Here is a 20804-nt window from a genome sequence, read left to right on the forward strand (position 1 = left end):
CTTTCAACGCTATAATGCGGTATCCTTTAACTGTATGTTGTTTTTATGAAATCTAGCTTAAGCATTCGCTCCTACACGAAACGTATGAGCCGACATACTCATAGTGATTATCATCAACTGGTGCTTCCTCTCCAGGGCAACATACATATTGATATGGATAGTTATGTCGGAAAGGTGGCGGTTGGCGACTGCATAGTCATCCCCAAAAGTTGTGCTCACGGTTTTAATGCCGAAGAGTTATCACGCTTTATTGTTGCGGATATGACCACTTTGCCCACTCATTTGATGGATAGTAGTGTGGCTGTGTTTTCGATTAGCCCGCCTCTACTGAGCTTTATCCAATTTGTCGAAAAGCAACTTGAGTATCAGGTTAATGATGAAATTGAAAACTCAATGGTTGCAACCTTCTATCTGTTGCTAGAGCAGCAAAAGCGGTCTCGCTCCGTAGATTCGCGTATTCGAGATGTACAGGTTGTGATCGCCGAGCAGCTTGATCAGCCACTCACCATTGCCTCATTAGCGAATGCCGCTTGCTTGAGTCCGACGCAGTTTAAAAAGCTTTTTAAAGAGCAATTAAAAGTAAGCGTCCATAAGTACATTACACTACAACGTATGGAAAAAGCCAAAGCACTACTGACTCATACAGACCTTCCAGTTCAGTTGATAGCTGAACGAGTTGGCTATAGTGACCTTTCCGCGTTTAGTCGACGGTTTTCAATGCATTTTGGTATGTCTCCTAGAGAGTTTTCCCGATAGTCACTAAAATAGTCTTCTGGAACAAGTATTCCGTCTTTTCAGCACAAAACTCTCTATCGCTTTCTTTTATTCTTACTACCCTAAAACAGCCATTCACTAGGTAGAAACTACAGTGTTAAAAAAACATTTCACCGACTATCAATTAGGAACTTTATCCATACTTTTTGCTTCAACCCTGTGGGGGACGACGGGCACCGCTGCTAGCTTGGCACCGGATGTCAGTGCTCTCGCCATTGGCGCATTTTCTATGGGTATTGGTGGTTTTATGCAAGCATGTCTATCTGCGAAGTCACTGAAGAGAGATTTTCGAAAAGTCGTACATAAGAAGAAAACGTTACTGATTAGTATTATCGCCTCAGCCACCTACCCACTGGCTTTTTATTCATCAATGCGATTCGCCGGTGTGGCTATTGGTACGGTTGTTTCTATCTCCACTGCACCTTTCTTTTCTGCTTTGTTAGAGTGTCTCTTTAGCCGAAATCAGACCATAACCAAGCGCTGGATGATGAGTTTCGCAATCGGGGTCATTGGCATTACCTTGTTGCTGGCTTCTGAGTCATCCGCAAATAGCTTATTTGATCAGGATATGAAGCATTGGGGTGTATTACTTGGCCTATTGGCAGGTTTGACGTACGCCATTTACTCATGGGGAGTAAAGGCTATGATTGACCACGGCATTGAATCGCAAACGGCCATGGGAAGTGTTTTTGGTATTGGTGGAGTTTTGCTTCTACCAACACTTTTTATCACGGGTGATAATCTATTTGCATCGTCAACTAATACGACGGTCATGCTCTACATGGCCTTGATTCCAATGGGGTTAGGTTACATCGCTTTTGGGTTTGGGCTACGGTTTGTTACAGCCAGTGGAGCTAGTATACTCACGCTATTTGAACCTGTTATCGCAGCAGCACTAGCAGTTGCGATTGTTGGGGAAGAAATTTCTCTCATTGGTTGGGTTGGTATAACGTTGACACTTGTGTGTTTGTTTCTTCAGTCGAAAAATTAAATTCAATGGCGATGAGCCAGCCCCAAAAAGTAACGCTGACGGTAGATAAAGTAAGGAGCAGCACCTACTCCCTACTTTACCATTTGAAATTACACCCAGCCTTCTGCCAAGTACATCAATCGCAATTGACTTGGTGAGCCTAGTTTTTCTAGCGCATCTAATTGGACGTCACTCAGGTTTGGGCATTTATCAAGATAAACCCGTCCGTTTGCTGCATCTAGGGGGAGCTTGTAGGTGAGCTTTTCGTTGATTTTACTTGCTTCCCCTTTATCAATCGCTCGAACAGCTGGCATGAGCCAATCCCAATCTTCTCCTAACAGTTTTTTAAACGCCCCGTTAGCAATAGACTCGGTTTTACTTGGTGCATCCTCTGGGCTTAGCTTCAAGATAGAGTCTACGTCAGGAACCAAGTGCTCACTTGGCTCTGAACCCAACATCTTTTTCAGTGTTAATCGAGCGGCTTCCATCTCTTGTGCCTCTTTAGGCGCTTGAGGAGAAGTCATTGCAGTATTCTCCTTAGGGCCAAGGTACGCCATTAATGCGCGGACAGAAGCCGGATCTTGCATACTGAAGGTAAAGTCTCCTTTTGCATTGGAAACTTCAAGTCTAGGTAAAACACCAGACATTTCGCCTTGCATAAGTTGCTCTTTTACTTCCGTATTTAGCCCGTATGCCCCAGCTTGGTTCGCCACAAAGCCACCGCCACTCATGATAGCAGTCGTTGCCGCAGAACCGATTGCCTCTTTTGCTATCGGTGTGACGCCCACCGTTGCTACAGAGCTAACACCGAACGTGCCCAGGCTCCCCGTCGCCATACCTAACGTAGCTCCAATGCCACCTTCAGCCGACAGTATCGCATGACCTTGAGCCAAGGTTTGCTGCATCGGCATAGAAAGACGTTGATCTCGCCCTGGCAACTGTGAAATTTGTTCTAACTGATGATGGTAAGCCTCAGCATCACCATTTACGGCCGCTTTGTGCAACTCTCGACCTGTAGAAATCAATAAGCCAACGCCAGGTAATGCCAAGTTAATAACGGCGTTAACACCAGAACCTTTTAGCTTTTCTTTGCCCATCTGCAGCAGTTCAGCAGCAAAGCCATCCATTTTTCCCGGATACTGGGCTTCTAAGCTCACCTGCATACGCGGATCTTTGCTGATCGCATCAAACGTATTTTTAAGCTGCTGGTACGTATCGCTGCTCACTTTTATTTCATCCAATAGGCTGACAACTTCTAAGATTTTACGCTCAGTAAGTGGCTCACCGCGATAGCCTGAAGGACTCACTAGGGAGTAAGCCAACAGCGCAACCTCAGGTTTTTCTTGCTTAAGTAGCGCCTGCTTTAAATCAAGGTGAGTTTTGATGTTTTCTTGGAAAAACTTAGTGTATTTGCTTCTCAATACGCCTTCGTGAATAGAAGCAAACTTGTGACCTTTGTGGAATGTGGAAGGTTCTTTTACTTCACCTCTTTTACTGATCACTCGGTCATCTTTTTGCGCAGCAACTGCACGAAACTGCTCTAGATCAGGTACTGGGCTTTGGCTGATTTTTTGTGTTGTATTAACCATTTTTCTCTCCTACACACGAAGTGATTGAACATGAGCTTGTTCATGATTAGAGGTGGTTGGAATCGCTTGATCCAACATTGCGAAACGCGCTTGCCACAGCTCGGCCTGTTCAATAACTTCGTGAAACCAAGCGGTAAGGTTCGTCGTATTTAGATGCTCAAAGGGTTTACGTCCTGCTAAGACAAGCTGTCGACCATTTGGAGCTAAAGCAAGTGCGAGGCTGCCACTACCAATTCCTTGATAGTTAGCATGAGCAAGAAGCTCTAAACCTTTTAGTCGTTGTTCACCGGATTTTTCTAACCCTCCGAACGTTACAGACAACATCAAATCATCCGTATCTGTCGCGATGAAATACAACATGTAGCGATCATCGACCAGTAGCTGACAACGTTCATTTTCTTCAAAATTCAGTTCGGGCAACTCATTGAGTTGGCAAAACTCCAAGAGCAGTTGTTGAATCGTGTTCATAACTTTTTCCTTTTGTTTCAATAACTCTATTGAACAACGATTGCAGATTGAACGATGTCGGTAATGGCTTTATTTTTGTCACTTTTTCGCCTTCATTGTGAGGCTTTCCGCAGAAATCTCGCTCTAAAATCGAGTTGCCAGAGTAATAAAAAAGAGCAGCTCAGAGCTGCTCTTTCAATAAAGGTTAGATGCTTAGCATGGTGTATTTGCTCACTTCTTTTGCAGAGTGACTAACCCAGTTTATGGCTATCAAAAATGACTTCTGTTGGCGGGAACATATTCGAAACAGGTGGTCGTTGTGCATCTCCAAACATTGGTGCACCGAATGCAGATGTCGCCCACGGGTCAACAATTTTCACATCCTTACTCCACGTTGATGGATCTTTTATGTCGCTCCCCTCTTGTCGACCAACCAGTACATAAAGGTGTGTACCTGAATGACCCTTTTTAAACGCAACCACTTCTACTTTGGGTTCACTTTCAGGTGTTCCTGACATGCCTTGAATCATCTCAGCGGCGGCAGCAAAGGCAAATGTAGTACAGCAGCCGGCTTTCGCGGTTTGTACTGCCTTAGCAATGTTCTGTAGAGTGCTTAATTGCGGTGCGGTTCCTCTTTGTGCTGCAGCTTGAACTCCGTTTGCGGACATCGTCGCTCTGTGATCTTGCATGATTCGCGCTTGATCCGCGTGAAGCTCTTTTAGTCGTGGCTTTCCTTTTGTTTCATAAAACTGTGACCCCTTAACACCGAACGTATTTAAGTCCGTACAGGCAAAATCACCAAGCTTTTGAAGGTTGGCTTTATGTTCGTTGATAAGCGCGACACTCGATGAGGCTTTATTGGTTTTGGAAGAAGAGGCTGCCGTTTGTGCCGTTGGCCAATTTGAGCTAGGGCCAGACGACAATCTCTCAAGATTTTTCAGGCTCCCAAGCGTTAACTTGTTTTCACCGTTCAACACATTTTTCAGCATGAGCTTCGCAACATCTTTAGGAATACCCTGCTTAGTAAGCAGGTTCACTACAATATCTTTCGCTTTATTCTGGTGGCTAATACGCGCGCTGATACTTTTATTTTTTGGTGCACCCTCTTTAACAAAAATATCTTTGCCGTTGTGTGCTCGAACCTCTTTGTCGTCAGCTTGATTTTGTGTCGCCAAATGTGACGTTAACTGACTCAACGAGTGCATGTGCGATGTATTAATATTGACCATGTGTGATGCCTTAAACTTGAATAAATGCGTGTACGTCTGTTTGACTAAAATCTACAACCGTGTTGTTTTGAAATAACTGTACCCAAGTATCAACTAATTCATTCAACTGAATGATTAAGTTAGCAATGTTGGTGAGTTCACTTCCAGCCGCGATAGCGACTTGAAGAACAACGTCTTTGCGTGTTGGATTCACACAAAACTGCACACCACCTGTTTCTCGATACAAAAAGTTGTATTCAAGTAAAACTTGAAGTTTATCTAGCGTAATATCATCTTGTTCTATAAGCAGGTTTTTGGAAATCAATAACTCGCCTTTTTCCTCTACGAGCAGAACATCGACACTGTTGTTTTCAGCAAAATGCAGTGACCACATTTGATCGTCATACGCTGTCACGCGCTCAAGGTTCAGCACTTCTCCTAGCTCAGAGAGAAGCATATTAATCTTTCCTGTATCCATGTTGTGTCCTGTCTAATTTATTATAACTAAGTGACATCGATATATTTGTTTCAGCGAAGCCACTTGGGTATAACGGCTCATTTAAATAAGCGAATAAGGATAAAAGAGATTTTATGGCGAGATAGAAACCGACACTTTATTTCAACGTCTCATTTTTATTGCTATTAGCCGTTTTATTGAGAAGAAAAATTAAGGTTAAGCTGGAAAATAAAAGAGCGGCAATCGCCGCTCCAAAAATTAAATAGAAGTAAAAAATCACTTAATACCGTGAAGGCTATTTTCTGCATCCATAGCTAAAGGATTGAACGAGTCGTTACGAAGTTCTGCTATCGCGTATAGCATGCGCCCCATGCGACCATTTCCATCGGTAAAGCCATGGTACCCGATAACTCCGGCGAACAAATGTTTACCTAAGTCTTTATCTTCTACAGGGTTCTCTTTCAAAAAGCCTTCAATGTGCTGCTTTAACATGCCCTCACCGCCAATACTTGAAGGCAAAGTACCACCCGAAATATTTGGCCCTCGGTAATCACGCTCAACATTAGGCACCAATCGAGCGTGTAGCTCTTTTAGGTTTTCCATATTCAATAAATCTTTACCATTAGACGCGTATTCTTTCAGTAAAGACGTAATATTTTCGGCATCGTTTCCTTTAGAGTTAGAAGCATTAATGATCCACGCCGCAGCTCTTTCAACATTATTGGTTACGCCACTTTTGTTAAACGCGTCCTCTGCCAGTCCTTCAGCGTATACACCTTGGCTTAGATCGGTGCTTGCTAGACCTTCGATATGACGTTGCGCCGATTTAAGATGCATCACCTCCATATCAAACACCGCTTGCATTTGATTAATGCTACCTGCCGGGTTTTTCTGCGCTGCAGATACACCACCGCCGTAGTCTTTTACTACACGTCCAGCAAGCGACTTCGCTGCACTTTCGCCAATCAGTGATGTTAGGTTTTTACCAGAATCGGTTTCTAACATTGCCTCTGTCATCGCTCGCTCTGCTAACTGGTTTAGCTCAGCAGAGTTCGACTGAACTGATTTACTGTCTAACTTCGCAAAGGCATTTAAGACATCTGATGCGGTTTTTATGCTTCCATCTTTGAAGAACATTTGTCCATGCTCAACAGAAGAAGCAGCTTGTAAACGCTGAGCTTGTCCTTGCTCATTATCAAATACGGCTTTTGTAAGGGCTTTCGCTACCGATTGTGGGCTACCTTCGCGAAACAGTTTTCCTGTCGCTTCAAAAAATCGCGCTACTGCACCATTCGTAGGATTGGCGCGAGTAAATTCTTGGGTCGCTGCGTTGATTTGGTATTCTTTGCCACCAATACTCAGCTTACCTTCGTTAAGTATCTCGTTACGAGCTTGCGGCATGGCGGCCTGCAACGCGCTAACACTTCCAAAACTGATCATGTTTTAAACCCTTAATGTGGAAAAATGAGTGGTATTCGTTTCCGGTACTTCGGTTGTTTTATTGGTTACTTCTTGTGTATTCGCACTTTTTAACCACTCGATGAAATTCGCAAATGACTCATCGAAAAAAGATGCAGTTAGCAGTTGCTGAGGCAGGTGTATGAAACCGATATATCCGGTCTCTTCCTCCCAGCATACCGCTGGAGAGCCTTGCGTTAAGGCACCTTTCATATGTTGATGCAAAATATCAGCACTCGGTTCATCACCTGAAATCAGCCCGATAAGCGTCACACGATCTTCTTGTGCACGAATTGTGATTGCTGTGTTTTGCTCAACGAGTAGATGGCAACAATCATCCTCATCAAAAACCAACGGCTCCAATTGGCAGCGGCTGGCAAAATCTGTCAGTAAAGAAGTTATAAATCCATTAGCCATTCGACTAAATAATCCTATTTTTGTTGTTTTAGAGGCGCTGCTTGGTTACAACACTTATCAACTAAGCAGCTTTCTTAGGTGTATTCTTAAGGATTTATGGCAGTGAATATTTTAGAAATGGTCGGATTTTTTTTGTTTAAAGGCATTAAAATGAAAAAACTCAGCAAGTGCTGAGTTTTTGAGGTTTATTCATGAATCGTAATTTTACGCTCGCTGAGCTGCTTCACCATGGCTTGCTTTAATGCATGCAGCTGTCCATCAATACTAGCGTCGATGATCCCAACTTCTGTTTCCAAAATGCAGCCTCCATTTTTCAAGCGCGCATCTGCTACCACGTCAACGTAACCGACTTCAGGGAAATCACTTAATACTCCAGCCACCTTTTCTCTCACCTCAACAACCTGCTCTGGGTGGACATGTAAAATGACCTGCTTTTGGTTACTCACCAGTTGCAACGCTTCTCGAACTACACTCACCGTGGTATCGACATCATCGAAGGTATCGATGATCTTACGTACTGCTTCTAACACCACACCTGTCATTTTTTCTTCGACTTGCTGATAGTAGTCATTACAACGTGCTAAGGTTTCAACCATCGTTTGCGCATTTTCAATCTTGGCTTGTGCAAGGCCATCTTGATAACCACGTTGTTTTTCGGTTTCGTAGGCTTGTTGGGCATTAGCAATGATGCTCTCAGCTTTGGAGTTCGCGGCTTCAACTAAGTGTTGCGAATCCAGATAACTGGCATAATCTTTCGCTTTCAGCACCTTTAAGCCAGGTGCCAGCTGCAAATTGTCTGTTTTTATTTCAACAAATGAAACCATTGAGGAATAACCTGTTTTGCGATTTTTTTTGTGAGTCGATACGCCAGATCTCGTTGATCCGCTTCCAACCAGTTAGCTGTTTCCGCGTTTTCGCTAAGTTGCTTTTCTAATTTGAATTGCCAACGAAGAACAACATCTTCTGGTGAGTTAATCAAAATAAACCTCATCCAAAAATATCCTAGCGCCCTCATGCTTGCTTCAACAGACCTTTCATCCAATAGTTCTGGTAACGAACGCTGCCAGCCTTGCGGCCAGCTGGATAACAGCATCGGCCCGTTTTGAATTAAGAACCGAGCGCCTTCCAAACCAAATACGTTGTTCAGAACCTGTTTAGGATGTTTTAAAACAACGCTTCGCATCGCAACGCAATGCAAAGCTCCGCCCACCATCAATACGAGTTGGTTCAACGCATCCGCTGGGAGCAACGCCAAACTATGACAAGGTCTGTTAAAAGCCGTCTCAGGAACGGGAGATAACGCCCACTCATTGATACACCACTGGTTGAACATGGGGTTATCTCTCCAGCCTTCGATATTTAGTAACCAAGGCTGCTTTTGCTCTATCCAACTTCTATGGATGTACTGGCAAGGCGCATAGTTAAACTGGTGTTGTACCTGCGCGAGTGGTGTTTCTGGTTTAACCACGCTTCGTGTTCCTACGACACCATGTAAAAGTAGCGATATTCGAGCCGATGAGTGCCGCTACCAAGAACACCAAAATGGCGATAAGATTATTCGCCGTCTCTTTGGTGACCTGAACCGACAAAATGCTTTTAAATTGATTGTTTTGAGTAGCAACTCGAACCTCTGATGAGGGTACCATCACTACGCTGATTCGATCGTAGTTCAGCCCCTCAATGCTATTGTTCACTAATAATTTGATCTGCGGAACATATGAATCAAGCGCAATATCTGCCGCGTGTTTAATAAATACGGAGGCAGAAGCTGGAGTTGGACGCTCTCCTGGACGCAGATCTTGATCTTCCAAAACAACATGAACACGTGCCACCAGCACACCATCAATCTGAGATAAGGTTGACGAGAGCTCTTGAGATTTCGCGTACACCAAACGGGCTCGTTCTGCTAATGGTGACGAGATCAAATCGTCTTTAGGAAACACCTCTTTCAGTGTAGAAAACTGCTCTCTTGGATAACCTTTTCGCTTTAGCGCATCTACCGCGAAGGCGATTTGAGAACTGTCTACCATTAACTTGACGGTGTTGTCTTTGTCAGGTTCTTTTGTTGCAACGACACCTTCGGATAGTAAGATCGACAACATCTCATTACCCTCTTTCTGAGTAACGTTGGTGTATAGCTCGGTCTGACAACCTACCAGAAACAACGTGAGCATGATGAAAACTGCTCTCATTTTATTCATCATCACTATTGTGCCTTCAATAAGGTTTCTACGTTTTGTGTGGTTTTACCCACGGTTTTCGCGATCAGCTCTTCTTGAAAAGTAATGCGTGTCAGCGCCCACTGCATTTGCAGTAATTGCGCCGGATCATCACCCACCATCTTCATGTTGTCTTGCAGGTTACTTTTCGCGTTATCGATAGTGTTTTTCAACTCGCTGATGTTTTCTAGCAAACCTCCCTCCAGGCCATTACTTGCCTCGGGAACCGACATGGCTTGCTCAAAACGTTCGCTTAAACCGTCTTCGACTTGCGCATCCTGTAACTTATCAATGTTGGTTTGCATCACCTCGGTGTACTGCGTGTTTATCATATGTACTCCTAAGATAAATCTAACTTGTGACTGTGAGTCATGATGTTTTTCACCATCGCATTTTTTTGGATCATGAAGCTAAGTTCATCACGAACCATGTCCAGTGTTGATGCCATATCAGGTAACGACTTCAACTCTGCCCAGCAATGCCATAAGGCTTGTTCTTTCTGGGCACCCAGTGGAAAATGCTGCGCTAGCATTGCTTTTAGTGCTGTTTTATCAGCAGGTGGTTCGGCAATAAGCTGTCCCGAAAAATTCCCTAGTAACTCCTGCTTCAACACCTTTAACAAATCAGATTGTGGCTGCTCGTTGCCTTTTTCACTCTTCGCCTCATGAAAGGCGTACCACATTGCCTCTCGTTTAACTTGAGGGTCGGAAAACGCTTCATTTAACGATGATAAGACACTTTGTTTACTGACAACCTCTGCGTCTTTTAATGATTCGTACCACGCTTTAATCTCCGCCAGTTTCGCTTCTGTTTTCTCTAGCGTCTCTTTTGGAGAAACATGTGAAACTTGCTCTTGCTTGTCACTTCGCTCCATGAGCGTTTTCATCTTGTCTTCATCGCTCCGCTCATAATGACGCGACTCCGACTGACGCAAAGATTGGTGTTGAAGACCTAGGTTACTCGAATCAATTATCATCCAAGATTCCTAATGTCCTGAGAAAAGCTCGCAGCAAATGCTTGGCTTTCTTCGCTTCCTTGTGACGCAAGTTCTACCCAGCTTTCCGCTTTGCTCAGTAAACCGGCTTTGGCAGAAGCAAGAGCCGCTAAGCTGATCAGATCTGGATAGGCGTTACAAAGTGGTTCGAGTAATTGATGAGCCTCTTCATACAAGCCTTTATTCATGAGGCTCATTGCACGAATCATCGCAACGGTCTCTTCAGAACCTGAGCTTGCTTCAAGGCCATCTGCAATCGTGTTGGCTTCTTGATGACGATGCATACCTGTTGCCATCAGCGCGATTTCAGCCAGCAGTTGGCGCGTTTCTCGTTCCATGCTTTACACCTTCTGGAGAATCGACTGCATCACATCTTTAATCGCACGAGTCGTGGTCGCATTGATATTGTAAACAACAGACCATTTGTTGATCGCGTGCTGAAGCTCGGCAAGCTTTGATGGATCATCGGCATTGGTTTCTAGGTTCTTGATGGCTGCCGTCACTTCTGTGTTAGCATCTTTCGCTTGTTGTTCTAACTTAGCTTTAACATCATCAAGGTTTACACTGTTACTAGCATCGTAAAATGACATAAGACTTCCTCGTATTTTTTAGTTAGCTTCGTATGATTCAACGACCGCATAGGCGGCTGTGTAAGCTTCATACTGTTTGAGTAGCAATTGGTACTGCTGTGGTGAGCACCCTAAATCCAACTGACGTTTCACCACCGCTTGTGCTTCTAAGAGCTTGCTCTTAATCTTGTGCACTTCCGCACCGTTTGTGTCGTTATTTAAAATTTGTTCAAGATTTGTCATTGTTCGTCTCGCCTTCATATCCGAGTTCTATTGTTATCACCCGCCCGCCTTTAACCAACTCAATACCAGCAGGTGTAACACTGGATATTCGGTAGCCCTGAGGCGTTCTTGCACCGACCATATAGCGAACGTTATCGGTCAGAATCACATATGGAACCTGGCCAAAGTTAACGCTACGAAACGGGAAATCGATGTTGGTGCCTTTACTCACCTTAGGTATGGATTTCAAAACTAAGTACGGTTTCTCACCATATTGTTCCCGGAAGTCTCGGGTCACACCGTAAAATCGAGTCGTTTCGATATCATCAAGCTCACCACGAACTTCGATGCGATCACCGCTGGTGACCAACTGGACTTTCTTCAGTAACTCCGCATCCGTCAATAACGCTTTTAGCGTATCCATGTAGGCACCCGCTCGCTGCAGTTCAACCTTCCACGCAATAAGACCCGGCACGTCTCGCTCCAAGATTTGTTCAACTTGGTTCCAGCGGCTTGCATCATCGATATAGCCCGTCAGCAGCAGTGTGCCGGTCTCATCGCCATTTTCGACTTTCACTTGGTGATAGCCGAGGTTGCGCAAAATAAATCGAACCCCGCGACGGATTTCTTCCATCGTTCTTAAGTCACTTTTGTAATTGATGCCCAATACATCAATTCGACCAAGCAGATCGAGTTTCTGTGTTCGGTCTTCAACATAGCCCTCTAAGACTGCTTGGCGTGCGGCGGCATTCCATTCCACACGAACGTCGCTAAGTTTGAGCTCGCCTAAGATGTTACGTACCAAAACAATGGGTTCTGCTTCTGTAACAATTTCATTGTTGCTTCCGTTAGCTTGGCTGTACCACATACCAGCAAAAATGACACTCGGGACAAAACTACAAAGCAAAGCGATGAGCGTTGTTTTTTTCCAGCTAGAGCGTTGCACAGCAACCACAGGTGTATTCTGTTGGCTAGATTCGTCGCTGACGTTACTCACAATTAACGCATCTTCCGCGTATCCCAGAGCGAACTTCACAACGCCGACCGAGACAACAGCATGGCGTGACAACTCGATACCATCACCTGCAACAGCGATGTCTTCACTGTTAATATTTGCCTCTTCGCAGCCTCGTAAAATGACCGAGTCTTGCTGGCAAACGAGGGTGAAATGGTTCGCTTCGACCCCAGCATCAGACAGTACAAGATCAGCAATAAAGTCGTCACTGCCAAGCACGAGAGCACCTTCAGGCAAGGTGACTTCTACTCCGGTATGCACGCCTGATAAAATACGAATTTTCCATTGCTGCATCGCGGTTAAGACTCCTCTGAAGGGCGCACACACTCACTTTGTGAGTCATCACATTCCAATACTTTCACCCGCCAACCCTTTTGCCCTGTTGGTAATCGGCACTGCGTTAATTGAGACGACTTTTGCTGTGACAATAAGTCTTGTTGATAGCGCTCGGCTTGAACCCTCGATGTGCAGCTATATACTTCCACTACCGATTTAAATTCAGCGCTATTGTTGGAGATGTTGTTAAGCTTGCCGATACTTGGTCGCAAGTCATATTCGTTGCCAATCAACACACTATCGCCAATACCATCCACAACAATTCGAGGTTCTAAAATAAACATTCGTACTGTGCGGCGCTTAGTATTGGTATTACTTCTAAACAGCGCGCCTAAATATGGGATGTCTCCTAGCAATGGCACTTTACGTAACTGATGGCTCACTTCATCTCGGTACACACCACCGATAAGTAAGCTTTGCCCTTGTTTAACCGTCGCTAAGGTGCTGATTTCAGTTTTACGAACGGAAGGAAGATCATCGACACCACCATCAGCGATCTTTGCACCGTCTTCGAGATGAAGGCTCAGGTTAATTTCAGGTCGTGCAGCAAATCTATCACCAACGATACGTGGGACAATTCTCAGTAACGTGCCATACGTGACCTCTTCCAGCGCTGCGGTTTCTTTACCAACCAGCTTGACGTAAAACGTGCTGCTGTTGTTCAGTACCGCTTCGACATTTTCCTGAGTTAACAATGTTGGTCTTGAAACCACTTGAGCACTGCCTTTGGATTCCAATAAACGAATTTGAGCCAGCAAGTAATTTAGGTTGGTTGAATCAAGCAAGGACTTAAAGTTCTGTCCACTGCCGAGCGTCACATCCCCCGAATTCACATCACCTGTTGTTTTGATATCGACAATGCGGTTGTTTCCGACAGACACTCCCGCTCGCCAATCCACGCCTAACTGACTTAAATCGTTGGCACTGATATCGACAATCGATAGCGCGACTTCAATTCTTGATTGCGGCTGGTCTAATTGCGCGACCAGTTTACGATAGAGCGGTAATCGTGCTTGAGTATCACGAACGATAATCGCATTAAGGCCCGGCTCTGCTTCAACTGTTGCGCCACCATGAACTGAGGCGGTTTTATTACTTTTTACAGGCTTATCTGGACTGGTAACTTCTTTGCTAGACGCACTCGCCACTTGAGTTTGAACACCAGACACGACCCGTTTTAACACCGATGCGATGCCAGGGACCGTAATTGTCTGATCTCGATATGCAATTTCTCTATCCGTTGCAGAAGCGTACTTCAAAGGAATTATCTCAACGAATAATTCGTCGGTTGAATTCGATTTCTGCAGCAAGCGCGTTTCCAATGCCTCCGCCGTTTGTACCACTAAGTCGACATAACGTGGAGGACCCGCAAGATAGACTAACCCTTTGCTCTCAGCAGCTCTCCAACCATAACGAGAATCCCAAACGCCGGTGGAAATTAACGTACTGCGTAGCTCTCTAGCCGTAAGTAATTCCAATTGAAGTAAACGTGAGCGAGTTTCTGTCGCCTTATAGACATGTAAGACGGCACCATCGAAATACCACATCAAGTTGTACACTTGCGATAAGTAATCGAGGAATTCCGCCGGATCTTCAGGGGTAAAACGCCCATTCACTCGATCGTTGACTTTGTCACTAACAGAAACCGAGACACGATAATTTGCACCGAAGTTATTCAACAACTCTTTTAATGAGTCGTTATCTGCATAGTAGCGGAACGGTTGTTCGGGCCAGTGTAAGTCTGTTGCTTGCGCGTATCCCAAAGGAACAACACTCACTGCGCATAACAATGCCTTTGTTGCAGCACGCCTAATGTTGGGAAAGATTTTTAGCATCATGGTAACCACACTGTATGGTTGATTGTGTGGTTCACGCGTGCTTGTTCCAGTAATGCAATGTAACGTTCGCATAGATTGACGTGCTTAGAAAGCAAAGCAGAGAACCGTTCCACCGAACAGTCCTCAACCCTTACTTTACTTTGCAAAATCAATTGCTGATCATCATTGGTTGTCAGTACGCCGCCATCCTCACGAATGGTTTTTAATGAGAGCTGCATGCAACGTTGTAACGCTTGTTCTTGTTGATAATCTAGATGCTCTTTAAACTGGAAGGGTAACGTCGCTTCCCATAAAATCCATGACGCATGTTGCTTGATGGTCAGTGATAACTGGTCAACCTCGATGTTGTAAGAACCATTTTCTGAGGCAATAAAATCCCCTACCTTTAGCGCTTCCGCTAAAGATTTCATCATCTTATCTAACATTTAACGCCCTATTTAGATCTGGCTGAGGTGATTGCAAGCCTGGCCGCACTGACCACTTTGAGTATCAAAATAGTAGTGATCGATATCACCAACAGTTTGCATGTTCTTGAACCATTGCCATAATTTCGCAACCGCATTTTGGTCGTTGTAAACCACATCGCATGCATCCCAAACTTCGTTCAGCTCGGGGGCCTCAAGTCGCACTTCCGAACACCAATTTTTCCACTCAGAAATAAATTGTTCGGTTGTAGAGGTGTACTCCGCGAACCCTTTCAGCTCGTCTAAAGACAGTTGCCACTTCTCAATTAACGAACGATGACATTCAATCACTTGCAACTGTTGTTCGCTTAACGTCCCAAGTTGCTTTTTAAGTTGATGCTGCTGGCTCTTAATGAGATCGAGTTGCTGTTGAACAAAGACGGCACTGGTGTCTTCCCCTGATAGCTTCGACCAATATTCCTTCTGAATATCGAGTTGATTGATAAGTTGTTCAACTTTAATCGAAGCATGAAGAGCACTTTGATCGACTTGTCGGTTAATCCACTCGTTGAGTGATAAATGGAAACAAAGCATCAACGTTTTTGGGACAGCCAAATTAAAGCGAAAGCCCAGACGAGAGTTGATGTAGTCCAGCCTTTGTTCGAACGTTGTGATTGTGCTGCTATCACTGAGCTGCGATCCAATTTCCAAAAATAAACGCATGGCAAACCGGTCTATCGAAGCACCAAGTTTTTGATACGTTTTTACTAACTGGCTAGCGCACAGGCTATCGACGACATTTCTATCCAACAAGCGTTGAAGTAAAGATAACTGCTCATAATTTATGACGCCTTCACTCAACAATTGTCGGTGATTGACGTGCACAACATTGAGATCCTGCGTAGGTTTCGAGGCGCTTTCATAACGAGCTCCTCTTTGTAAAACAGTCACTTTCCGCTGTGTCACTATGCTGTCTGGAAAAAGCGAACGGCGTCGCCAATGCTGCTTTTTCATTTATGTTCGTCTCCGCACCCCTTTCGAACAATCCAGAAAGAAAGAGATGTAATAATTTTTAATCGTTCGTTGTTACACGATACATAATAGAATTTACACTGGTGAGTGACTTTCAAAATTAGTCAGAAAATTTTAGTCCCAAGTCATTTCATTTCGCGATAGCCACTTGATCGTCTCCCGAACGTACGCGGCTTGGGGTCGTTCCAAAACGACGACGGTAACTCTGCGTAAAGTAAGACTGGCTGGAAAACCCTGCCTCCATCGCCACATCTACAATGCTCATCTTGCTCGTCAACAGCAGTTTATGAGCATGCAGTAGTCGACGCTCACTGATCCAAGCTCTTGGAGAAATGCCATAGTGCTCATTAAAAAGCTCTTTAAAAGTGGTTAAGCTGGCACCAAACTCCTGCGCGTAGTCTGTCAACTTCCATTCTTTTAAGTAATGCTGTTCCATAAATCGACGTAACCGTTCCGACGTACGGTTTGTTTGTTGTGACAGCAACGCATACAGTGATTCTCCTCCTTTGCTGTGTAGCAAGAGAATGAGTAGTTCTTCGTATTTTAGGCACATAATGGCATCAGGGTACGCTTGTTGCTCAAGCGTCTGCATGCTAGAAAGCACTTGTTCAACGAGTATGTTCAAACCAAAAGTAAACAAACCAGAACAAACTTTGTCTACCTTAGGCAGCATCATCAAGAGATCACTGTGTTTTTGCAGCAACTGACTAACGAGTTCACTGTCGTAAGCAATAATCGACGCTTTGTATGCCCCATCTAGCGGAGAGTACTCTAACAAGTAATCTCCTTGGGATAGAAATACCCCATTTTCTGCAGCAACATCGATTGTGCAATCACCTGTTTGAACTCGAAGCTGACCATTGTGAACGACAACAATGTGAGACTGGTCTGAGTGAAATACTTCGTCAGATTTTTCATAGCAGGAAAAACTACGAATTTTTCGTGAACTCGAGTCGACCCTTTCTGAGTTTAGTTGGCCTGACACATCCATTTTCTACCCTTCATTATTTTGAGTTTCTCAGTGCAAATGTTGAGAAACTTTCAAAGCACTACTTTGATTGTTGTTATTTCTAAGTACTGCTGTATGAATTAAAGAAGCAAAGAAAAGAGCATAGAAGTTCTATCACTTACCATACCCCCCGAATAATTAGCAAATAACCCAAGCATTACCTTTACCTAAAGGTAAAGGTTTGACTTAGTAAATTTCTGCTGTCCGTCTTTATTATTTTTATCAGATAGCGTTTATCATTAGCCAAAACTTAAATATCATTTCGTTATTTAAGTTTGGTTGTTTTGTTATACATTAGAATACAATTAAATAGATTTCGGCATCGTTTCGAGAACAAAATTAAATTTCCAAAATCATAAAAATGTATGTTTTATAGCCTAAAACGCCAAGCCAACGTGTTCAAGGAGCGAGATATAATCATAAAAAATACTGTTTTTGCAACAAGTATGAGTCTAAAAAACAACTGACCCGATGACTTCAAAGTCATGTAATTAATGTTTATAAAAGACAACAAATCTTTCACAAAAGGAAAGATATGGTCTTTATTTTTATAAATTAGAAAATTCTAATAAAAATGTAGTACTTAAAATTTTATCTGTTTATTTTTGGAACAAGAATCAAGTTTTCTTGTTTATTTCCCTCTAAAAATAAATAGTTCTTTTCTTTTTCAGCAACGAGCTCACCGTTTGAATAAAGCTTTCCAATAATCTTCATTTTTCCTTCACCAGCTTGAATTGGTGCAATTAAAAACGAATACTGCACAGGCAACTGAACGCCTTGGTAGCTCTGAGATGCCGATTTAAGACATTGATTATCAATAACTTTACATATTCCCACTTCAAGAGAAGTAATCGAAGGTGGAAAGTAGCCGTCGACAGAAACCCAACCATAGACTGATGCCTGACTCTGTGTATCAAAGCCATCCACCCCATTGACGGACACAGTCTGACTGCACCCACTCAGTATGAATAACCCAATAAAACCAGCCCATATAGAATTGTTCATTATGACCCCATAAACGTATTTTATATAATCTAGCTCATTTGAAATTCACACAATTCTTTATGTAAAAATATAAAAGATCAACTTATATTTATACTACAAGCGGACAATAAATCGCATTTTTCAACAACACGTAGTTAACATGGACTGTAATTTCAAAAACAGTTTCTGCTCTCTTTCATTCCTTCCTTAATTGAAGTTCATTAGAGAAAAGTGATATTCATATATATCATTGCCATCGAGATATGCATCTGAACACTCTTACTTTTATCTTTCTATTTCTCTCAACACATTTAAAAGCCAAAATATAATAACAACCGACTAATATTGATAAACATGAAGAGATACATCTAATATTTTCCTTGATAAAATTTCAAAAGGGACTATTCCTATGTCAGCACGCCAAACTATCGATGAGATTTTGCTAAAGTTTGCTCATCAAATAGGCTTGCCTGCACTGCATCTAACGGAAAATGAAGTAAGCTTAGCCTTTGATGATAATCTAAGGGTGCATATCATCTTTCATCCTGAATCGACAACTCTGCAGCTCGAAGCTGAGATTGTTGGCCTTCAAATTGTAAATTCCGATCTCTATCGCTCTTTCTTGGCTTTTAATTATCACTGGCCTGAGCACCAGTTATTTTTTAGTTTAGATAACCACCGACATGTCCTATGTTTAAACCGACTCATTAACATTAGGCGACTGGATTACGAATATTTTGAAACAGCTTTAGCAGAATTGCTGACGCACAGCGAGTCGTGGGAAGCGTTATTGTCTTCGCATGTAACCATTGATGAGGCACCACCGATGCCACAAACTTTAGACTTGAGAGTTTAGGTGTCTTTATGTCCAATGACATCCAATCCACATACACCAATTCATCGGTTCATGACGTTCAACAAGCGCAGCAAAGTGATGCAGTGCCGCAAGGAACGTTTCATGGCCGTAAAGTCACCCTACTCTCCTCATCAGAAAGCAGTATGACGCGAACAAGCTCTAAAAGAGAGCTTGGTGAATGTTTAAATCAATTTGCCAGTCTCGAATCTTGCAATCGCGTTTTGGACTTTGATCCGCAACTCAATATTGACAAGCAAAACGCCGCCGTAGAAAAGCTTATGGAACGAAAAGTGGCGATAATTCAACGTTCCTGATATCACAATATAAGCAGGTTAAACATCTAAATTAACCTTCAGCCGACAAGCTCACGCTAATAAAAAACCCCGAAGATTCGGGGTTTTGATTCATACTGCTTTTTCTTTATTAATTACTTAGTTTCACTAGAAGAAGCCTAACGGGTCGGTGCTGTAGCTAATCAACAAGTTCTTAGTATTCTGGTAGTGGTCCAGCATCATCTTGTGCGTTTCACGCCCGATACCCGATTTTTTGTAACCACCGAACGCTGCGTGTGCAGGGTAAGCGTGGTAACAGTTAATCCAGATTCGACCAGCTTCAATATTACGGCCCATACGATATGCGACGTTCGCATCACGTGTCCAAACACCTGCGCCTAAGCCATATTCGGTGTCGTTTGCGATTTCCAACGCTTCTGCCTCATCTTTGAATTTGGTGATAGCGATCACTGGGCCAAAGATTTCTTCTTGGAAGATTCGCATCTTGTTGTGGCCTTCCAACATGGTTGGCTGAATGTAGTACCCCTGGTTGATAGACTCTGGCTGTTCTGACACTCCACCACCAAAGACCACTTTTGCGCCTTCTTCACGGCCGATTTCCAGGTAACTTAAAATCTTATCAAACTGTTCTTGAGAAGCCTGAGCACCAACTTGAGTATCGGTATCGAGCGGATTACCTTGTTTAATCAGCTGTGCACGTTCCGTCAGTTTCTCTACAAACTTGTCATAAATCGCTTCATGAACCAGTACGCGAGATGGACAAGTACAAACTTCACCTTGGTTGAAGAAACCAAGTAACGTACCTTCGATACACTTATCAAGATACTCATCTTCGTAATCGAAGATATCTGAGAAGTAGATGTTTGGAGATTTACCACCTAACTCAACTGTCGATGGGATCAAGTTGTCTGCTGCACATTTCAGAATGTGGTTGCCAACTTGCGTAGACCCGGTAAACGCGAGTTTCGCAATGCGGTTGCTGGTTGCTAATGCTTGACCCGCTTCAGAACCATATCCGTTTACAACGTTGATGACACCAGGAGGAAGAAGGTCACCGATTTTTTCCATCAGAACCAGAATGGATGTTGGGGTTTGCTCTGCTGGCTTCAATACCACACAGCAACCCGCCGCTAGTGCCGGTGCTAGTTTCCAAGCCGCCATCAACATTGGGAAGTTCCACGGAATAATTTGACCAACCACACCAATCGGTTCTGGGAAGTGGTAGCTTGCGGTGTGCTCATCCAGTTCTGCCGCACTGCCTTCTTGTGCGCGAATACAGCCAGCGAAGTAACGGAAGTGATCCACTACTAAAGGTAAATCTGCCGCCAAGGTTTCGCGAACTGGTTTGCCGTTTTCCCAAGTTTCTGCAACTGCAAGCTCTTCTAGATGCTGCTCAATACGGTCAGCAATTTTCAGCAAGATGTTCGAACGTTCTGTCACGCTAGTTTTGGCCCATTTTGCTCTGATGTTGTGCGCGGCATCCAGTGCTAAATTAATATCTTCCTCGCCAGAGCGAGCAACTTTACAATACGCTTGTCCGTTGATTGGTGAGATATTGTCAAAGTACTCACCACCCGTTGGTTTTACCCATTCCCCACCGATAAAGTTATCGTAATGCGATTTAAAGTTAACAATGGCATTTTCACTACCTGGCTGTGCATAGATCATAACTCTTCCTTTTGTTTCTCGTTCAATGTGTTATTGCAGTGTCGT

25 protein-coding genes are annotated in these 20804 nt (G+C 43.6%); 4 read left to right on the plus strand and 21 right to left on the minus strand.

Features of this window, described 5'->3' with window-relative positions:
• Positions 1–45: 45 nt before the first annotated feature.
• Together R7F67_RS14025 and R7F67_RS14030 are read left to right on the plus strand one after the other, a co-directional pair.
• The gene (locus R7F67_RS14025; RefSeq protein ID WP_318057231.1) at positions 46–756 is read left to right on the plus strand and encodes an AraC family transcriptional regulator; all 711 of its coding nucleotides are present in this window, start codon (positions 46–48) and stop codon (positions 754–756) included.
• A gap of 112 nt (positions 757–868) precedes the next feature.
• Positions 869–1765 carry a DMT family transporter gene (locus tag R7F67_RS14030; protein WP_318057232.1) on the plus strand — a complete coding sequence of 299 codons (897 nt, stop codon included), beginning with the start codon at positions 869–871 and terminating at the stop codon, positions 1763–1765.
• An 89-nt stretch (positions 1766–1854) separates the two neighbouring features.
• On the opposite strand, the gene R7F67_RS14035 is transcribed toward R7F67_RS14030, so the two are convergent.
• From R7F67_RS14035 to R7F67_RS14130, 20 genes are all read right to left on the minus strand, one after another.
• Positions 1855–3333 carry a hypothetical protein gene (locus tag R7F67_RS14035; protein WP_005387135.1) on the minus strand — a complete coding sequence of 493 codons (1479 nt, stop codon included), beginning with the start codon at positions 3331–3333 and terminating at the stop codon, positions 1855–1857.
• Positions 3334–3342: 9 nt separating this feature from the next.
• Positions 3343–3801: a CesT family type III secretion system chaperone gene (locus R7F67_RS14040; protein WP_158156532.1), complete on the minus strand. Its 459-nt coding sequence runs from the start codon at positions 3799–3801 to the stop codon at positions 3343–3345.
• Positions 3802–4031: 230 nt separating this feature from the next.
• Positions 4032–5009, minus strand: coding sequence for a type III secretion system effector VopR (gene vopR, locus R7F67_RS14045; RefSeq protein ID WP_054579503.1), 978 nt, complete (start codon positions 5007–5009; stop codon positions 4032–4034).
• Between the two features lie 10 nt (positions 5010–5019).
• Positions 5020–5466 carry a type III secretion system chaperone gene (locus R7F67_RS14050; protein WP_054576980.1) on the minus strand — a complete coding sequence of 149 codons (447 nt, stop codon included), beginning with the start codon at positions 5464–5466 and terminating at the stop codon, positions 5020–5022.
• A 255-nt stretch (positions 5467–5721) separates the two neighbouring features.
• On the minus strand, positions 5722–6885 hold the full coding sequence (locus R7F67_RS14055; RefSeq protein WP_025768118.1) for a VopS family T3SS effector adenosine monophosphate-protein transferase: 1164 nt from the start codon (positions 6883–6885) through the stop codon (positions 5722–5724).
• A 3-nt stretch (positions 6886–6888) separates the two neighbouring features.
• Positions 6889–7320: a type III secretion system chaperone gene (locus tag R7F67_RS14060; RefSeq protein WP_025768117.1), complete on the minus strand. Its 432-nt coding sequence runs from the start codon at positions 7318–7320 to the stop codon at positions 6889–6891.
• A gap of 185 nt (positions 7321–7505) precedes the next feature.
• Entirely contained in the window at positions 7506–8144 is a 639-nt protein-coding gene (locus R7F67_RS14065) for an HrpE/YscL family type III secretion apparatus protein (RefSeq protein ID WP_005387146.1), read from the minus strand.
• Positions 8123–8788, minus strand: coding sequence for a SctK family type III secretion system sorting platform protein VscK (vscK, locus tag R7F67_RS14070; RefSeq protein ID WP_318057233.1), 666 nt, complete (start codon positions 8786–8788; stop codon positions 8123–8125). Before vscK ends, R7F67_RS14065 begins: the two co-directional genes overlap by 22 nt.
• Positions 8781–9527: a type III secretion system inner membrane ring lipoprotein SctJ gene (sctJ, locus tag R7F67_RS14075; RefSeq protein WP_086012989.1), complete on the minus strand. Its 747-nt coding sequence runs from the start codon at positions 9525–9527 to the stop codon at positions 8781–8783. The genes vscK and sctJ overlap by 8 nt, the downstream gene beginning before the upstream one ends.
• Positions 9527–9871 carry a type III secretion system inner rod subunit SctI gene (sctI, locus tag R7F67_RS14080; RefSeq protein ID WP_005387149.1) on the minus strand — a complete coding sequence of 115 codons (345 nt, stop codon included), beginning with the start codon at positions 9869–9871 and terminating at the stop codon, positions 9527–9529. Before sctI ends, sctJ begins: the two co-directional genes overlap by 1 nt.
• Positions 9872–9879: 8 nt before the next feature.
• On the minus strand, positions 9880–10515 hold the full coding sequence (locus tag R7F67_RS14085) for a YopR family T3SS polymerization control protein (protein ID WP_206959796.1): 636 nt from the start codon (positions 10513–10515) through the stop codon (positions 9880–9882).
• Positions 10512–10871 (minus strand): YscG family type III secretion system chaperone, encoded by a 360-nt coding sequence (locus tag R7F67_RS14090; RefSeq protein ID WP_005377200.1) that lies wholly within the window; start codon positions 10869–10871, stop codon positions 10512–10514. The genes R7F67_RS14085 and R7F67_RS14090 overlap by 4 nt, the downstream gene beginning before the upstream one ends.
• A gap of 3 nt (positions 10872–10874) precedes the next feature.
• On the minus strand, positions 10875–11123 hold the full coding sequence (gene sctF, locus R7F67_RS14095) for a type III secretion system needle filament subunit SctF (RefSeq protein WP_005377199.1): 249 nt from the start codon (positions 11121–11123) through the stop codon (positions 10875–10877).
• A gap of 18 nt (positions 11124–11141) precedes the next feature.
• On the minus strand, positions 11142–11345 hold the full coding sequence (locus R7F67_RS14100; RefSeq protein WP_017821343.1) for an EscE/YscE/SsaE family type III secretion system needle protein co-chaperone: 204 nt from the start codon (positions 11343–11345) through the stop codon (positions 11142–11144).
• The gene (sctD, locus tag R7F67_RS14105) at positions 11332–12633 is read right to left on the minus strand and encodes a type III secretion system inner membrane ring subunit SctD (RefSeq protein WP_031781102.1); all 1302 of its coding nucleotides are present in this window, start codon (positions 12631–12633) and stop codon (positions 11332–11334) included. The genes R7F67_RS14100 and sctD overlap by 14 nt, the downstream gene beginning before the upstream one ends.
• A 5-nt stretch (positions 12634–12638) precedes the next feature.
• Entirely contained in the window at positions 12639–14513 is a 1875-nt protein-coding gene (gene sctC, locus R7F67_RS14110) for a type III secretion system outer membrane ring subunit SctC (RefSeq protein WP_025768114.1), read from the minus strand.
• Positions 14510–14938 carry a YscB family type III secretion system chaperone gene (locus tag R7F67_RS14115; RefSeq protein WP_017821346.1) on the minus strand — a complete coding sequence of 143 codons (429 nt, stop codon included), beginning with the start codon at positions 14936–14938 and terminating at the stop codon, positions 14510–14512. Before R7F67_RS14115 ends, sctC begins: the two co-directional genes overlap by 4 nt.
• A 12-nt stretch (positions 14939–14950) precedes the next feature.
• Complete coding sequence (locus R7F67_RS14120) at positions 14951–15931, minus strand: T3SS regulon anti-activator ExsD domain-containing protein (protein ID WP_318057234.1); 981 nt, start codon at positions 15929–15931, stop codon at positions 14951–14953.
• 148 nt (positions 15932–16079) lie between these two features.
• Entirely contained in the window at positions 16080–16940 is an 861-nt protein-coding gene (locus tag R7F67_RS14125; RefSeq protein ID WP_042523810.1) for an AraC family transcriptional regulator, read from the minus strand.
• 609 nt (positions 16941–17549) lie between these two features.
• The gene (locus R7F67_RS14130; protein ID WP_318057235.1) at positions 17550–17963 is read right to left on the minus strand and encodes a YscW family type III secretion system pilotin; all 414 of its coding nucleotides are present in this window, start codon (positions 17961–17963) and stop codon (positions 17550–17552) included.
• A 388-nt stretch (positions 17964–18351) separates the two neighbouring features.
• Between R7F67_RS14130 and exsC the strand changes: the two genes are divergently transcribed.
• Complete coding sequence (gene exsC / locus R7F67_RS14135) at positions 18352–18798, plus strand: type III secretion system regulatory chaperone ExsC (protein WP_005377174.1); 447 nt, start codon at positions 18352–18354, stop codon at positions 18796–18798.
• 8 nt (positions 18799–18806) lie between these two features.
• The gene (gene exsE2 / locus R7F67_RS14140; RefSeq protein ID WP_005377171.1) at positions 18807–19112 is read left to right on the plus strand and encodes a T3SS regulon translocated regulator ExsE2; all 306 of its coding nucleotides are present in this window, start codon (positions 18807–18809) and stop codon (positions 19110–19112) included.
• Between the two features lie 126 nt (positions 19113–19238).
• Here the strand turns inward: exsE2 and R7F67_RS14145 are convergent, their stop codons facing one another.
• Positions 19239–20759, minus strand: coding sequence for an aldehyde dehydrogenase family protein (locus tag R7F67_RS14145; protein ID WP_318057236.1), 1521 nt, complete (start codon positions 20757–20759; stop codon positions 19239–19241).
• Between the last annotated feature and the right edge of the window lie 45 nt (positions 20760–20804).

This window comes from Vibrio sp. YT-17, from assembly GCF_033337375.1.
In the GTDB taxonomy this organism is placed as follows: Bacteria; Pseudomonadota; Gammaproteobacteria; order Enterobacterales; family Vibrionaceae; genus Vibrio; species Vibrio alginolyticus.

Bases quoted from the DNA above. Each gene is read 5' to 3' on its own strand.
- R7F67_RS14025 (WP_318057231.1), top strand. From the start codon at position 46: ATGAAATCTAGCTTAAGCATTCGCTCCTACACGAAACGTATGAGCCGA.
- R7F67_RS14035 (WP_005387135.1), bottom strand. From the start codon at position 3,333: ATGGTTAATACAACACAAAAAATCAGCCAAAGCCCAGTACCTGATCTA.
- R7F67_RS14040 (WP_158156532.1), bottom strand. From the start codon at position 3,801: ATGAACACGATTCAACAACTGCTCTTGGAGTTTTGCCAACTCAATGAG.
- vopR (WP_054579503.1), bottom strand. From the start codon at position 5,009: ATGGTCAATATTAATACATCGCACATGCACTCGTTGAGTCAGTTAACG.
- R7F67_RS14050 (WP_054576980.1), bottom strand. From the start codon at position 5,466: ATGGATACAGGAAAGATTAATATGCTTCTCTCTGAGCTAGGAGAAGTG.
- R7F67_RS14055 (WP_025768118.1), bottom strand. From the start codon at position 6,885: ATGATCAGTTTTGGAAGTGTTAGCGCGTTGCAGGCCGCCATGCCGCAA.
- R7F67_RS14060 (WP_025768117.1), bottom strand. From the start codon at position 7,320: ATGGCTAATGGATTTATAACTTCTTTACTGACAGATTTTGCCAGCCGC.
- R7F67_RS14065 (WP_005387146.1), bottom strand. From the start codon at position 8,144: ATGGTTTCATTTGTTGAAATAAAAACAGACAATTTGCAGCTGGCACCT.
- sctI (WP_005387149.1), bottom strand. From the start codon at position 9,871: ATGATAAACACGCAGTACACCGAGGTGATGCAAACCAACATTGATAAG.
- R7F67_RS14085 (WP_206959796.1), bottom strand. From the start codon at position 10,515: ATGATAATTGATTCGAGTAACCTAGGTCTTCAACACCAATCTTTGCGT.
- R7F67_RS14090 (WP_005377200.1), bottom strand. From the start codon at position 10,871: ATGGAACGAGAAACGCGCCAACTGCTGGCTGAAATCGCGCTGATGGCA.
- sctF (WP_005377199.1), bottom strand. From the start codon at position 11,123: ATGTCATTTTACGATGCTAGTAACAGTGTAAACCTTGATGATGTTAAA.
- R7F67_RS14100 (WP_017821343.1), bottom strand. From the start codon at position 11,345: ATGACAAATCTTGAACAAATTTTAAATAACGACACAAACGGTGCGGAA.
- sctD (WP_031781102.1), bottom strand. From the start codon at position 12,633: ATGCAGCAATGGAAAATTCGTATTTTATCAGGCGTGCATACCGGAGTA.
- sctC (WP_025768114.1), bottom strand. From the start codon at position 14,513: ATGATGCTAAAAATCTTTCCCAACATTAGGCGTGCTGCAACAAAGGCA.
- R7F67_RS14115 (WP_017821346.1), bottom strand. From the start codon at position 14,938: ATGTTAGATAAGATGATGAAATCTTTAGCGGAAGCGCTAAAGGTAGGG.
- R7F67_RS14120 (WP_318057234.1), bottom strand. From the start codon at position 15,931: ATGAAAAAGCAGCATTGGCGACGCCGTTCGCTTTTTCCAGACAGCATA.
- R7F67_RS14125 (WP_042523810.1), bottom strand. From the start codon at position 16,940: ATGGATGTGTCAGGCCAACTAAACTCAGAAAGGGTCGACTCGAGTTCA.
- R7F67_RS14130 (WP_318057235.1), bottom strand. From the start codon at position 17,963: ATGAACAATTCTATATGGGCTGGTTTTATTGGGTTATTCATACTGAGT.
- exsC (WP_005377174.1), top strand. From the start codon at position 18,352: ATGTCAGCACGCCAAACTATCGATGAGATTTTGCTAAAGTTTGCTCAT.
- exsE2 (WP_005377171.1), top strand. From the start codon at position 18,807: ATGTCCAATGACATCCAATCCACATACACCAATTCATCGGTTCATGAC.
- R7F67_RS14145 (WP_318057236.1), bottom strand. From the start codon at position 20,759: ATGATCTATGCACAGCCAGGTAGTGAAAATGCCATTGTTAACTTTAAA.